The organism is Mesorhizobium sp. M4B.F.Ca.ET.089.01.1.1 (assembly GCF_004022605.1).
Lineage (GTDB): Bacteria > Pseudomonadota > Alphaproteobacteria > Rhizobiales > Rhizobiaceae > Mesorhizobium > Mesorhizobium abyssinicae.
On the sequence record NZ_RZOS01000142.1, the window covers coordinates 1 to 12862 of the forward strand.

Here is a 12862-nt window from a genome sequence, read left to right on the forward strand (position 1 = left end):
GGGCGTGTCCTGCGCCGCAAGTGGCCTGGCGTTTCGACCAGCGTGACCTCCAGCGTCGGCCGCACGTGCCCGTTGAGCAGATGTCCGCCGCGCGTCGTGCCGTCCGCCAGGCCGAGCACGGCGTGGACATGGAGGCTCGGCTTGCCGTCGTCGCCCGTGGCGATATCGCCGATTGCGCTCAGCACTTCGCACTGTTCCAGCACCGGAATCCTGCGGTATTCGGTCTTTTCAAAGTCGAACCATCCGACGGTCGCCCTTTCGAAGGCGCCGATGGCGGTCAGCGAGGCGCTGCCGATATCGTGATCGGCGGCAAACGCCGTCAGTGCCGAGAAGGCCTCTTCACCCATGTCTAGGACCACAATGAAGGTCCTTTGTTCGGCACTTTCGGCAACGAGTTGGGATTTCATCTTGAGCCTCCTGGCGGCTTTCTTTTTCCGTTGGTCGACCGTGTATGACCGTTGGCGGCAACTCGGCGGTCGCGCCCCCGCGCTACTGTACCGGAGCGGTGGCGGGGGCCGTGTAGCGCCGGCGCACCGCGTCGAGCACGCGCTTGCGGCTTTCCTGCGCCGACAGCGTCTTGTCCTTCTCCGCGGTCTCGGTTTCGCGGGCGAGGTCCTTGTCCCTGATCTGATGGCGGAACCATTCCGAGTAGTCGCCGGCGCGCAGATGATGCTCCCAGGTCTTGTCGTCGATGCCCTCGGCCATCTGGGCGAAGATAATCAGATTGTGCGCCCTGAGGTTCATGGCATCGTCCGGGCCCCTGAAATAGAAGCTGCCGGCCTCGTCGAGTTGCCCCTCGGCATATTTGCGGCTGTGCCGTTTGAGCGACTGGCGCGGCTCGATCGCCTTGACCGACATCGGCTTCTTGCCATTGCGCGGCCGCCAGAGCAGCACGCGGTCACCCTTTTGCGACGACATCGCGCCCGGCTCTTCAACGCCGGTCTCGTGACAGAATGTCCGCACGACGCTCTTCGCCTTTGGGCCAAGCGCGATGACCGCTGTCACTAGGCGCAAGGCATCGGTCGAGATCGCTTCCGGATGGACGGTGATGAGCACCGTGCCCGGCAATTCCAGCGACAGCACGGCGCGTGTGTCGTCGCGGCGTTTCGGCAGGAGATGATGGGCTTCGTCGATGACCAGCCAGTGCGGCCTCGCCGTGCGGTAGCGGAAGCTGCCGAGGCCTGGCAGCAGGTCGGCGAAGAAGTCGGGCCGTTCGTTGACCCGCAACGCCAGCCCATTGACCACCACATTGGTGTCCGGCTTCTCGATCAGGTCGAGCAGTTGTTCCTTCGTCGGCACACTCGACCCGTCGCCGAGCTTGACCGCACCTTGCAGGCCGTCATAGTCGCCTTCCGGGTCGAAGATGCAGAACTGATAGCCGGTCTCGACGAAGCGCTCGGTCAGGGCGGTGGCCAGCGTGGATTTGCCGATGCCGGAACTGCCGGCGATCAGGACCGTGTCGGTCGGCGACAGATAGACGTCCTTGCCGCCGGACGTACCAAGCAGGATGCCGTCGCGGGGCCTTTTGACGAGCCCGCGATCGTGCTTGATCAATTTGCCGATCAGTTCCTCCACGCCCTTGCCGCGTGCGCCGCGCGTAACGAGATCGGCGGTGTTCTTGACCGCCGGCAGCGCATTGTCGACAGCAACGCTGCAGCCACAGGCCTGCAGGAAGGCATGATCGTTTTCCGCGTCGCCGACCCCCACCGCATTGCGCGGCGACAGGCGAAGATCGCCCAGCGCGGCGGCGAGCCCGGTCGCCTTGTTGATGCCGCTCGGCAGGATCATCACCGCGCCCTTGTTGAAGATGATCTCCAGTTCCAGCCCGAGTTCCTTGATGACGTCGAGCACCGTGGCCTGGTGAGGCTCCCAGGTGGCGACGATGGAGCGCCCGACGGAAAGCGGCTTCACGCCGCGCTTCTTCAGCCCGGCGACGAGATCGGCCGACGGCGAGGGCGATATCGTGCGCTCCTCCTCGCTGGCGGGCGTGTAGACCAGCGCTCCGTTTTCGGCGACGACCTTGTCGAACAATGCGAGTTCCGGAAAAACCCGCTTGAGGTCGGGCAATTCGCGTCCCGTCACCAGGATCAGTTTGCGGCCGGTCTTCTTCAGCTGCTCGAGCGCCCACAGCGTCTTTTTGGTGACGATGCCATCGTGCGCCAGTGTGCCGTCATAGTCCGTCGCCAGGGCAATGAAATACATCCTCTGAGCCTCCATTGCTCGACGTGGATGGCTGTCTGTTAGCCTGAAGAAGGAACAACGCCTGTGGGACGAAAAGGTTTTGCGCCAATTGCGCGCCGAGCCGGAACTGCCGTGGCTGAGCGACGTTTCCAACGCACATCGGGTCAAGGAGTTCGACAATGCAAACCCCAGTCGCCAGTCCAACCTATCCTGCCGCCGCCCTTGCCATCGTGCCCTTTGACGGCACGGTGACAGTCAGGTTCTCGGACGCCGTGGTGGCGTCCAGCGAGCGGGCGAAGGTGCTCCATGAAGACGGAGGCGATCCGGTCTTCTACATACCGTTCGAAGACATCTATTTCGAGCTTTTCGAGAAGACGAACACCACCACAAGCTCGCCCTTGGGCACGGCAAGTTACTGGCGCGTCCATGCCGTCGGCGGATCGGCCGATGATTTCATGTGGGCCTATGAGACGCCCGAAACAGCCGCTTTGGCCATCGCCCGTCACGGCGCCTTCGACCCGGACAAGGCGCGCATCGATGCCGACCCGGCAGAGGACGTACGGCATACGCCGCGCATCCCCGGATAATCTCCTGACGGTCCGATGGGGTCTATCCGTGCGCCGGGAATGCAAACAGATCTGTATCGACGTCCTCGAGGCCGTCAATCGCCGATGAAACCATCTCGGAAGCGATCTGCGAGAAGGTGATGCCATTGCCGCCATAGCCCATCACGGCGTGAATGCGCGGGTGGCGGGGCAGGGCGCCGATATAGGGCAGGCCGGAGGTTGTGGTTCCGAAGGAGCCGGTCCACGAGAATTCCGGCCTGGTGTCCAGCTTCGGCAACAAGCGGCCCAGTTTTGCCGCCAGGCGCTTGGACTTTTCGGCGATCAACGCATCGCGATGCTCCTCGTCGGTGAAATCCTCGTCCTCGCCGCCGCAGATGACGCGGTCATCCGCCGTCGTGCGGATGTAAAGGTAAGGCTCCGACGCCTCCCAAAGCAAAGCGGCGCCTGGCCATATGTCTTTTGGCTGGCGCGCTGTGGCGATTGCCCAGGTCGAAACGATGCTGTGCGCGGTGGCCGGAATGATGTCGGTCAACTCATAGCCGGTGGCGAGCACCAGATGTCGCGCGGTGATCGTCGGACCACCGCCGGTTTTGACAACGACCTCGTCGCGATCGCTCCTGATCTCGTCCGCCTCCACAGGGGCATAAAGGCGCGCCTTGCGCCCCACCGCGCTGAGCAGGAGCCCGGCGGTCAGCTTGCGCGGGTCGAGCGCAATGTTGTCGTGGCTGAGGATGGCAGCCGCGCGATCGATGCCGAAACTGTCCGACAGAGCCCTGCGGGTAAGATAGGTCGCGGCGATCCCGGCCTGCCGGCGGGCATCGCTTTCGTCGCGCAGCTGCGCCGGCGCGAGCAGATTGCCGGCAAGATAGAGTGACGGCAAGCGTGCCAGGTTGCAGGTTATGCCGAGTTCGGCAATCCGCCCGCGAAGATTGACCACGGCCAGGCGCGAGCGCCGCCACGCGCGCACGGCGTCGATCTTGCCCTTGATCGCGGCAAGTTTGATCAGCGGTTGATCAAGTTCAAATTGCACCAGCGCCGTCGTCGCCGAGGTCGATCCCAGAAGCGGGCCGCGCCGATCGATGCAGACCACGCCATGGCCCGCGCGCGCCAGTGCGTCCGCCATCATGGCGCCGCTGATGCCCATGCCGACGACCAGCACCTCGGCCCTTATATCTCGTGTCAACTTTCCTGTGGGCACCGGCGGCGCGCGATAGGCGAACCAGACCGGCCGGCCGCTTCTGAGGTCGAGTTTGCGGACCAATGCTCCCTCCGCGCTATCCGACGGCGGTTCGCCACAGACAAAAGCCCGCCGATCGCTGCTCGATCAGCGGGCAATGCCAGGTCTGCCGGCGTCGCTACAGGCGGCCGAGGACAACCAGGATGATGACGATCAGCAAGACCAGCCCAAGGCCGCCGCCGCCGTAGTAGCCGGTGCCGTAAAACGGTCCGCCGCCAAGGCCACTGAAGCCGCCGAGCAAGATGAGAATCAGTAGAATGATAAGAATTGTGCCGAGACCCATGGGAGTTTCCTCTCCTGTTTGCGCTGCGGTGCATCCCGCAACGCCGACTGTTGATCAGAGTATCAACTCGAAGAGGGCTTTCCTGTTCCGGCAAACGCCGCCGCACGTATCGCTTGGGGCGAGCCGGGCAACAGGCCTGTTTTGACAAGAGTCGGTCGCGACAGCCAAAAAAAGGTAATAAAAACAGTCGTTTGTTATTGAAGCCGCTACATCGGCTGCTCAGGTCCCTGTCGCAATCCCGTTGCGACGACCGAGACCCTGAATTTCCCGGCGAGCGCCCGGTCGAATATGGCGCCGACGATGATGTCGGCATCAGCGTCGACCTCTTCGCGGATGCGGGTGGCGGCCTCGTCGACCTCGAACAGCGTCATGTCCGTGCCGCCCGAAATCGAGACAAGGACGCCCCTGGCACCGATCATGGACGCTTCATCGAGCAGCGGGTTTGCAATCGCCGCCTCCGCGGCGTTCTTGGCCCGCCCTTCACCGGTAGCTTCCCCGGTTCCCATCATTGCGCGGCCCATGTCGCGCATCACCGACTTCACATCGGCGAAGTCGAGATTGATCAGGCCCTCCTTGACGATGAGGTCGGTGATGCAGCCGACGCCCGAGTAAAGGACCCGATCCGCCATGGCAAAGGCGTCGGCGAACGTCGTCTTGGCGTCGGCGACCCTGAACAGGTTCTGGTTCGGGATGACGATTACCGTATCGGCGCACTCGCGAAGCCGCTCGATGCCTTCCTGGGCCGATTGCATCCGTCGCTTGCCCTCGAAGCTGAACGGTTTGGTGACGACCGCCACCGTCAGGATGCCGGCCGCGCGCGCGGCATTCGCGATGACGGGAGCCGCGCCGGTACCGGTTCCGCCTCCCATGCCCGCGGTCACAAAGCACATATGCGTTCCCGCAAGGTGATCCATGATTTCGTCGATCGATTCTTCAGCGGCTGCACGGCCGACTTCGGGCAGCGAACCAGCGCCCAGGCCCTCGGTGATACGGGCTCCCAATTGGATCAGCCTCGGTGCCTTGGACATGGTGAGCGCCTGCGCATCGGTATTGGCGACGATGAACTCGGCGCCCTGCAGGTTCTCGGCAATCATGTTGTTGATCGCGTTTCCGCCGCCGCCGCCAACACCGACGACCGTTATCTTCGGCCTCATTTCCGAGATTGCTGGCCTTGTCGCGGTGTTCATCGCCGTATCTCCTTGAAATGCACCTGGCGCTTGGATCGACGAAAAATCTTCCAGTCGGCGCGACATTCGAGCGCGCCAAAGTTCAAGAATCAGGTTCTATCGCTCCGGCAAATGGAATCAGAGCGTGGACTTGGCCGCAAGACAAATGCGCCTATGGTCGTCGCTCACCCGCGGGCTCTGCCGTGCGCATGTGGCCTGCGGATCACTGTGCGGTCATATTGGCCGGATCCGGGGACACCCGGGCGAATTGCGAAGACAGGAGTGAAGGATGCGGCAGGCACTGATCGTTTGGGGCGGCTGGGAAGGCCACGAGCCGGAACTCGGCGCGCGCGCCGTCAAGGCGATGCTGGAGGAAGAGGGATTTGCCGTTCGCGTCGAGACCTCGATCGCGGCATTCGCCGATCCCGCAATCGCCGACCTCAGCCTGATCGTGCCAATCTACACCATGTCCAAGCTGAGCAAGGCCGAGGAGTCCAACCTCGTCAGCGCAATCGCGGGAGGCGTCGGTCTTGGCGGTTACCATGGCGGCATGGGCGATGCGTTCCGCGAATCGACCGATTACCAATTCATGTGCGGCGGCCAGTGGGTCGCCCATCCCGGCAACATCATCGACTACCAGGTCGACATCGTCCGCCGCGACGATCCGATCATGAGCGGCATCGACGATTTCCCCTACCGCTCCGAGCAGTACTACATGCATGTCGACCCGTCGAACGAGGTGCTGGCGACCACCACGTTCACGGGCGCGCACGCCCCTTGGATCGACGGCGTCGTCATGCCGGTGGTCTGGAAGCGCCGGCACGGCAAGGGCCGCGTGTTCTACTCGTCGCTGGGGCATGTGGCCAAGGAGTTCGAGGTGCCGCAGATGCGGACCATCCTGCGCCGTGGGCTGGCTTGGGCAGCGCGCTGAGACCCATGAGAGGCAGCGGGGCCGGTATGGTACGACCGGTCCCGCTTTCTTTGTCTTGCAGCCCCTGTGCCGCCGCAGGCGCGTCAGGTTGTTGACAGCCTCACGCTGCACGCAAAGGCTTCATCTTGCTGCAAATCGGACACCGCCGTCGTCGCGAAGGCGATCCACGCACAGGGCGCGAAGGACGAGCGCGGCGTCTGCATAGGTGATCGACCTTTCGCCGCCGGCGGGCAACATGCCGCCGACGGTGTCCAGGACATCGGCCTCGATGCGCCAAGGCAGGATGTCGGTGCAAGTCCGCATGCGGCCGAAGACCGAGCTGATCGGGATCAAATGGCCTTCGAACTCGACTTGCGGTTCGTCCGTGCCCGGAGTCCAGGCCTGGTAGGCTTCCAGAGCCTCGTCGAAGGCGCCATGCAACTGGATTGGGGCATGGCCCTCGTGCAGTGCGGGCAGCAGGCGTGTGGTCATCGGTCTCCTCCTCGATCGCGGCAGCAATGCCTGCCGTCCAACGCCCCCGCGCCCATGATGAGTTGATTGGTCTTCTACACCGGCCTGACGGTGGTGGGATCTGGAACGATCTCCGGAAATGTCTGCGTCATCGTCATCTCCTGATCATACGAACACGAATGGCGAAAAAGTCAGGCACTTGGATGGGCAGTATGACCTGCTCGGGAATAAATGTCTATAAAGTTTGTAGACATTCGTTAGACAGAGCTAAGATGAACGCCACCGCTTCGCTTGTCGAGGAGCCGGCGCGTGTCACTCCACGATGAACCGGCACGAGCCGGCCAACGTCTCGTCCGGCTCGAGCGCGACCAGTCCGCCGAGATCGGCTCGATGATGCGCGTCGACGCTGTGGGTCATCGGCTCGAAGCAGAACCAGTCATGGCGATAGAGCGCGTCGAAGGCTGCATGCGAAACGAAGATCATGCAGCGCGAGAATTGCGCATCGGCCTCGATCCGCAGACGCGATCCGGTCTCCGGCCACATTATGGTCGCCGCGCCGTTCCAGCCTTCGAACTCGGTGTTCATCCAGGTCCCGGGCAGCCGGCGGCCGCCGGAAAAATCCATGCCGCCGCGCGCAGGATGGCTCTTCAGCGGCAGGAAAGCCGCGTCCTGCTCCCAGTAGCGCTCGGCGGTGAAGTCGACGATGGTGGCCGGCGTCATCGGCAGGAACGGATGCAGGCCGAGCCCGTAGGGCAGGCTCCGGCGCGCGCGGTTGGTCACCGAAAGGCTGACGGACAGCATGTTGTCGGAGAGGGCGAAACGCTGCTCGGCGCGGTAGGCGTAGGGTCCATCCTTGCCGGCATGATCGTAGGCGATGGTCAGCTCGTGATGGTCGTGAGCGATGGTCCGCCAATGGCCAAGCCAGGCGTCGCCGTGAATGTAGTGCGGGTCGCTCGCCGTGTTCGGTTGCAGACGATGGGTTCCTCCATCGAAGACAAAGGCGTTGCCGCGCAGCCGGTTGCCGAACGGGATCAGCGGAAAACACACATCCGCTTCCACCGCTCCACGGTGGAAAACGGGAACCGGACCGCTCGCCGCGTGGCGGTCGAAGCGATGGATCGCGCCGCCGGCAAGATCGACCGAAAGCGCCACCGTGTCATTGGAGATCTGCAGCATGCCCATTGCGGAGCCCGTTATAGATCGTATGAATGAAAGATTTACATAAGACCTAGCCTCTCATACAACAGCTTGCAACGGCGCTCTATCGGGAGAGGATCTGCGTGGAAACCATAGCTCCTTCAGATGCACTCGGCTGGATGCCATCGGTCGACCAGACCGGCGCCAGCGTGCACAACGCCGTGGTCAGCGTGCTCGGCAGCCGCATCCTGGGCGGAGAATACGCGCCGGGAGACGCCCTGCCGCGCGAAGAGGAACTGTGCGCCATGCTGGGCGTCAGCCGCACTTCGGTCCGGGAGGCGGTCAAGGTCCTGTCGGCGAAGGGCCTTGTCGAAGCGAGGCGCCGCGCCGGCGTACGTGTGCTGGCGCGCGACAATTGGCGGCTGCTCGATCCGGTCGTGCTCGGCTGGCACCCGTCCATCCAGGACGACGAAGAACTGGTTTCCGGCCTGCTCGAGGCGCGCAGGATCTTCGAGCCCGCCGCGGCGGAGCTCGCGGCCAGGCGCGCCACGGCGGCCGACCTCGCCGAAATCGAGCGCGCCGTGGTCGGCATGCGCGACAACATCCCGAATGATCTCAATGCAGTATGCCAAGCGGACCTGGCCTTCCACAAGGGCGTGATCGCCGCCAGCCACAATGTTGTGCTGAAGGGGCTGGTCGGCATGCTGGAGGCCGCCTTGCGCGCCACCTTCCTCGTCACCAATCCGCTGATGGAAGCGCAGTCGCGCGCGCTCTCGGCGCATGTCGCGGTGCTGGAAGCGATCCGCATCCGCGACACGGCCGGCGCCCGCGCCGCCATGAACCGACTGCTCGACATCGCCGCCGACGATCTTCACGCCAAGGGCTAAGATTTCCGCCTTGACGCCATTTTAGATCATATGATAACTCAATTTCATATGATCTAAGTGTCGCCTGGGAGGAGTAGCGCTTGAGAATCGTGGCGATCACCACGCGCGTCGTGAACGCGGACATGCGCAACTGGGTGTTCGTGCGCATCGAGACCGACCAGCCCGGCCTCTACGGCTGGGGCGAGGCGACGCTGGAGTGGAAGACCCAGGCCGTGGTCGGCGCCGTCAACGACCTGGCGCCGCTTCTGATCGGGCGCGATCCGCGCGACATCGAGCAGGCGGTGCGCATCCTCAAGAAGCATTCGTTCTGGCGGCTCGGCGTGATCGGCATGTCGGCCGTCTCCGGCATCGAGCTGGCGCTGTGGGATATTTTCGGCAAGTGGCTTGGCCAGCCGGTCTGGCGGCTGCTCGGCGGCAAGGTGCGCGACCGGGTCAAGGTCTACACCCATCTCGGCCTCGGCGACATGCGCGCCGTGTACGAGACGCTCGACGCCGAGCCGCTGGTGAAGCGCGCCTCCGAAGTGGTGGCCAAGGGCTATCGCGCGCTGAAGGCCGTCTTCATCCCCTACAGCCACTACCACGCGCCGCTCACCGAGGTCGAAAAGGTCGGCCGGCTGATGGAGGCGCTGCGTAAGACGGTCGGTCCCGAGGTCGAGATCATGGTCGATTTCCACGGCCGCCCCGCCTCGACCTCGACCGCGCTCGCGTATATCGACGTGCTTGCGCCCTACCGGCCGATGTTCATCGAGGAGCCGCTGCCGCCCGGCGAGACCGGCGCACTGACGCAGCTCGCCGCCAAGTCGCGCGTGCCGATCGCCACCGGCGAGCGGCTCATCGACCGTGCCGAATTCGACGATCTGTTCCGGGCAAGGGCGGTCGACATCGTGCAGCCAGACATCTGCCATTGCGGCGGCCTGCTCGAGGCGAAGAAGATCGCGGCGATGGCCGAGGCGGTGTCGGTCGGCGTGGCGCCGCACAATCCGCTCGGCCCGATCGCCGGTGCGGCGGCGCTGCATTTTGCCGTCTCCACCCCCAACCATCTGATCCAGGAAGAGATGGTCGGCGCGGTGCCCTGGTATTTCGAGGTGGTGAAAGGGCCGATCCGCATGGTCGAAGGCTGCTGGCAGGTCCCGGAAGCGCCGGGGCTCGGCATCGAAGTCGACGAGGCGGTCGCTGCCCGGCATCCCTACAAGCCTGAGGTGATGCACACCACCAATGCCGTGCTCTCCGACGGCACCATCGTGGACTGGTGACCATGGCCGGGCGTCTCAAAGACAAGGTGGTGATCATCACCGGCGCCGGGCGTGGCATCGGCGAGGCGACGGCGCGCGCCATGGCCGCCGAGGGGGCGGTGATCGTCGTCGCGGAAAAGGACGCGGCGACCGGAAAGAGCGTCGCAGCGTCGCTTGCCGACAACGGCGTGAAGGCGCTGTTCGTTGAAACCGATGTCGCGGACGCCGGCTCCTGCGAAGCGATGGCCAAGCAGGTTCTCGACGCCCTCGGCCGCATCGACGTGCTGGTCGCCAATGCCGGCATCAACGTGTTCCACGAGCCGCTGGAAACCACCGAAGTGGAATGGCGGCGCTGCTTTGCCGTCGATCTCGACGGCGTCTGGTATTCGGCGCGCGCGGTGCTGCCGGCGATGCGCGACCAGAAACAGGGTTCGATCGTCGCGATCGCTTCCTGTCATTCCTTCGCGATCATCCCGTCGACCTTTCCCTATCCGGTCGCCAAGCACGGGCTGCTCGGCCTGGTGCGGTCGCTCGGCATCCAATACGCGGCCGAAGGCATCCGCGTGAACGCGATTGCACCGGGCTACATCGAGACGCAGATCGCGGTCGACTACTGGAACACGTTCCCAGACCCGCAGGCCGAGCGCCAGCGCACCTACGATTTGCACCCGCCGCGCCGCATCGGCCGGCCGGAGGAAGTGGCCATGACCGCCGTCTTCCTCGGCTCCGACGAGGCGCCGTTCATCAACGCGGCCTGCATCGTCATCGATGGCGGGCGCTCGGTTCTCTACCACGAATGAGGTTTCGCGCCGGCGGCCGGTCGCCGGGAACGTCTTCAAGCAAAATGGGATCCCGCCGGCCGGGATCCAGAGGGAGGAAACCATGAAACCAATGATCAAGGCATGCCTTGCGGTGGCCGCGACCGCAGCCGTCGCTCTGACGGTCCACGGCGCGGGCGCGCAGGACAAAATGAAGTTCGGCTACATCAACAAGATGGGCGATCACCCGTGGTTCGTCCGCGAGGTGCAGGGCGCCAAGGACAAGGCCAAAGAGCTCGGCGTCGATCTCCTGGTGCAGGATGTCCAGTTCGACGCCAACCTCGCCGTCACCACCTTCGACACCTATGTCGGCGACGGCGTCAAAGGCATTGCCGTGGTGGTGCCCGACCGCTCGCTCGGCCCGGTCGTCGCCGACAAGGCCAAGGCCGCCAAGATCGGCCTGATCGCGGTGGACGACGACATCGCCTTCGCCGACGGCAGCCCGGTCGCCTATGTCGGCATGAACGCGCTCAACATCGGCAAGCAGGTCGGCGGTGAGATCGCCCGCATCGTCAAGGCCGAGGGCTGGGACAAGGACCTTTCCAAGGTGCGCGTCGGCTCGATCGAGGACCAGAAGGCCGATACCTGCATGCGCCGCAACAAGGGCGCCGAGGAAGCGCTCGTCGCGGCGATCCCGGAGATCAAGTCGCGCATCCTGTCGATCCCCTACGACAACACCATGGTCAACTCGATCGATGTGGTGTCGACGACGCTGACGGCCAATCCCGACGCCGAGAAGTGGATATTCTACTCCTGCAACGACGACGGCGTGCTCGGCGGCGTGCGCGCCACCGAGAACGCCGGCATGAAGCCGGGGAACGTCATCGGCATCGGCATCGACGGCTCGCGCTCCTGTGAGGCCTTCGGCTCCGGCAAGCCCACCGGCTTCCGCGGCACGATGTGGCTGGACAGCGCCAAGCATGGCGCCGCGGCGATCCAGGCGCTCTACGACCAGGCCACTGGCAAGGAAATGCAGAAGGACTATTTCCAGGACGCGACGCTGATCAGCGGCGAGAACTTCGCCAAGTTCAAGGACACGCTCGGTTGCAAGTCCTAGGCTTCCTTTTGGCCTCATTGTCGGCCTTGGGGCGCGCGGCCTCACAAGTAGCCGCGCGCCGATGACCGTGCCCGTCGTTTCCGTCGAGGGCGTCAGCAAGCGCTTCGGCGCCGTGCAGGCACTGCGCGACGTCTCCGTCGCCTTCCATGCCGGCGAGATCACCGCTTTGATCGGCGAGAACGGCGCCGGCAAGTCCACGCTGATGCGCGTGCTGGAGGGCGAGCATCGCCCGGACAGCGGTCGGGTTCTGGTCGATGGTCAGCCGGCCCAGCTCAACTCGCCACGCGCAGCACACGGCTCGGGCATCCGGGTCATCCACCAGGAGCCGGAGATCATCCCGGAGCTGACGGTGGCGGAAAACATCTTCATCGGCGACATCAAGGCACGCGGCGGGATTTTTCTCGACCGCACGGATCTGGAGCGGCGCAGCCTCGAGCTGCTCAACACCTTCGGCGTGGTCGAAGTGCTGTCACCCGGGCAACGCTGCCATGGCCTGAGCCCGGCGCTCAGGCAACTGATCGAGATCATGCGCGCGCTGCGCCCAGGGGCGCGGCTGCTCGCCTTCGACGAGCCGACCTCGTCGCTCACGGAGGATGAGGCGCAGCGGCTGTTCCGGGTCATCCGGCGGCTGAAGGCCGATGGCGTCGCGGTGATCTACATCTCGCACCGGCTGCGCGAGATCATCGAGCTTGCCGACCGTTGCGTGGTGATGCGCGACGGCAGCCGCGTCGCCGACGAGCCGATTGCGGCGCTCGACGAGCAGCGCATGGTGCGGCTGATGGTGGGCAGGCCGGTGAGCGACCTGTTCAACCGCAAGGAGCGCACGCTCGGACCGGTGCGGCTGGCGCTCGAGGATGTCACGACACGGCGCGTCGAGGGGATCAGCTTCGAGGTGAGGGCGGGCGAGATCGTCGGGC

General features: G+C 64.6%; 14 protein-coding genes. 7 read left to right on the forward strand and 7 right to left on the reverse strand.

What is annotated here, in order from left to right; genetic code table 11:
• On the reverse strand, positions 1–407 hold a 407-nt coding region (locus EN780_RS15570; protein ID WP_133372620.1), incomplete at its 3' end, for a PPC domain-containing DNA-binding protein.
• 82 nt (positions 408–489) lie between these two features.
• The gene (locus EN780_RS15575) at positions 490–2202 is read right to left on the reverse strand and encodes an HAD family hydrolase (protein ID WP_128274628.1); all 1713 of its coding nucleotides are present in this window, start codon (positions 2200–2202) and stop codon (positions 490–492) included.
• 158 nt (positions 2203–2360) lie between these two features.
• Between EN780_RS15575 and EN780_RS15580 the strand changes: the two genes are divergently transcribed.
• Positions 2361–2768: a DUF427 domain-containing protein gene (locus EN780_RS15580; protein ID WP_127392042.1), complete on the forward strand. Its 408-nt coding sequence runs from the start codon at positions 2361–2363 to the stop codon at positions 2766–2768.
• Positions 2769–2790: 22 nt separating this feature from the next.
• Here EN780_RS15580 and EN780_RS15585 read toward each other — a convergent pair whose 3' ends face one another.
• From EN780_RS15585 to ftsZ, 3 genes are all read right to left on the reverse strand, one after another.
• On the reverse strand, positions 2791–4008 hold the full coding sequence (locus EN780_RS15585) for an FAD-binding oxidoreductase (RefSeq protein WP_128274629.1): 1218 nt from the start codon (positions 4006–4008) through the stop codon (positions 2791–2793).
• 94 nt (positions 4009–4102) lie between these two features.
• Positions 4103–4267 (reverse strand): DUF3309 family protein, encoded by a 165-nt coding sequence (locus EN780_RS15590; RefSeq protein ID WP_127283184.1) that lies wholly within the window; start codon positions 4265–4267, stop codon positions 4103–4105.
• Between the two features lie 206 nt (positions 4268–4473).
• Positions 4474–5454, reverse strand: a complete 981-nt coding sequence (gene ftsZ / locus EN780_RS15595) for a cell division protein FtsZ (protein WP_128274630.1) — start codon at positions 5452–5454, stop codon at positions 4474–4476.
• A 268-nt stretch (positions 5455–5722) separates the two neighbouring features.
• Here ftsZ and EN780_RS15600 point away from each other — a divergent pair, with 268 nt between their 5' ends.
• Positions 5723–6364 carry a ThuA domain-containing protein gene (locus EN780_RS15600; RefSeq protein ID WP_127392044.1) on the forward strand — a complete coding sequence of 214 codons (642 nt, stop codon included), beginning with the start codon at positions 5723–5725 and terminating at the stop codon, positions 6362–6364.
• 120 nt (positions 6365–6484) lie between these two features.
• On the opposite strand, the gene EN780_RS15605 is transcribed toward EN780_RS15600, so the two are convergent.
• Together EN780_RS15605 and EN780_RS15610 are read right to left on the reverse strand one after the other, a co-directional pair.
• Positions 6485–6835 carry a hypothetical protein gene (locus EN780_RS15605; RefSeq protein ID WP_127311161.1) on the reverse strand — a complete coding sequence of 117 codons (351 nt, stop codon included), beginning with the start codon at positions 6833–6835 and terminating at the stop codon, positions 6485–6487.
• Between the two features lie 291 nt (positions 6836–7126).
• Positions 7127–7990, reverse strand: a complete 864-nt coding sequence (locus EN780_RS15610; RefSeq protein WP_189556573.1) for an aldose 1-epimerase — start codon at positions 7988–7990, stop codon at positions 7127–7129.
• Positions 7991–8094: 104 nt separating this feature from the next.
• On the opposite strand from EN780_RS15610, the gene EN780_RS15615 reads away from it, so the two are divergent.
• The 5 genes from EN780_RS15615 to EN780_RS15635 form a co-directional block, all read left to right on the forward strand.
• Positions 8095–8838, forward strand: coding sequence for a FadR/GntR family transcriptional regulator (locus tag EN780_RS15615; RefSeq protein WP_127283179.1), 744 nt, complete (start codon positions 8095–8097; stop codon positions 8836–8838).
• 89 nt (positions 8839–8927) lie between these two features.
• Complete coding sequence (dgoD, locus tag EN780_RS15620) at positions 8928–10091, forward strand: galactonate dehydratase (RefSeq protein WP_245499979.1); 1164 nt, start codon at positions 8928–8930, stop codon at positions 10089–10091.
• A gap of 2 nt (positions 10092–10093) precedes the next feature.
• Positions 10094–10870 carry an SDR family oxidoreductase gene (locus EN780_RS15625; protein WP_128274633.1) on the forward strand — a complete coding sequence of 259 codons (777 nt, stop codon included), beginning with the start codon at positions 10094–10096 and terminating at the stop codon, positions 10868–10870.
• An 82-nt stretch (positions 10871–10952) separates the two neighbouring features.
• On the forward strand, positions 10953–11945 hold the full coding sequence (locus tag EN780_RS15630) for a substrate-binding domain-containing protein (protein WP_245499977.1): 993 nt from the start codon (positions 10953–10955) through the stop codon (positions 11943–11945).
• 61 nt (positions 11946–12006) lie between these two features.
• The coding region (locus tag EN780_RS15635; RefSeq protein ID WP_133372621.1) for an ATP-binding cassette domain-containing protein at positions 12007–12862 on the forward strand (856 nt) is incomplete at its 3' end.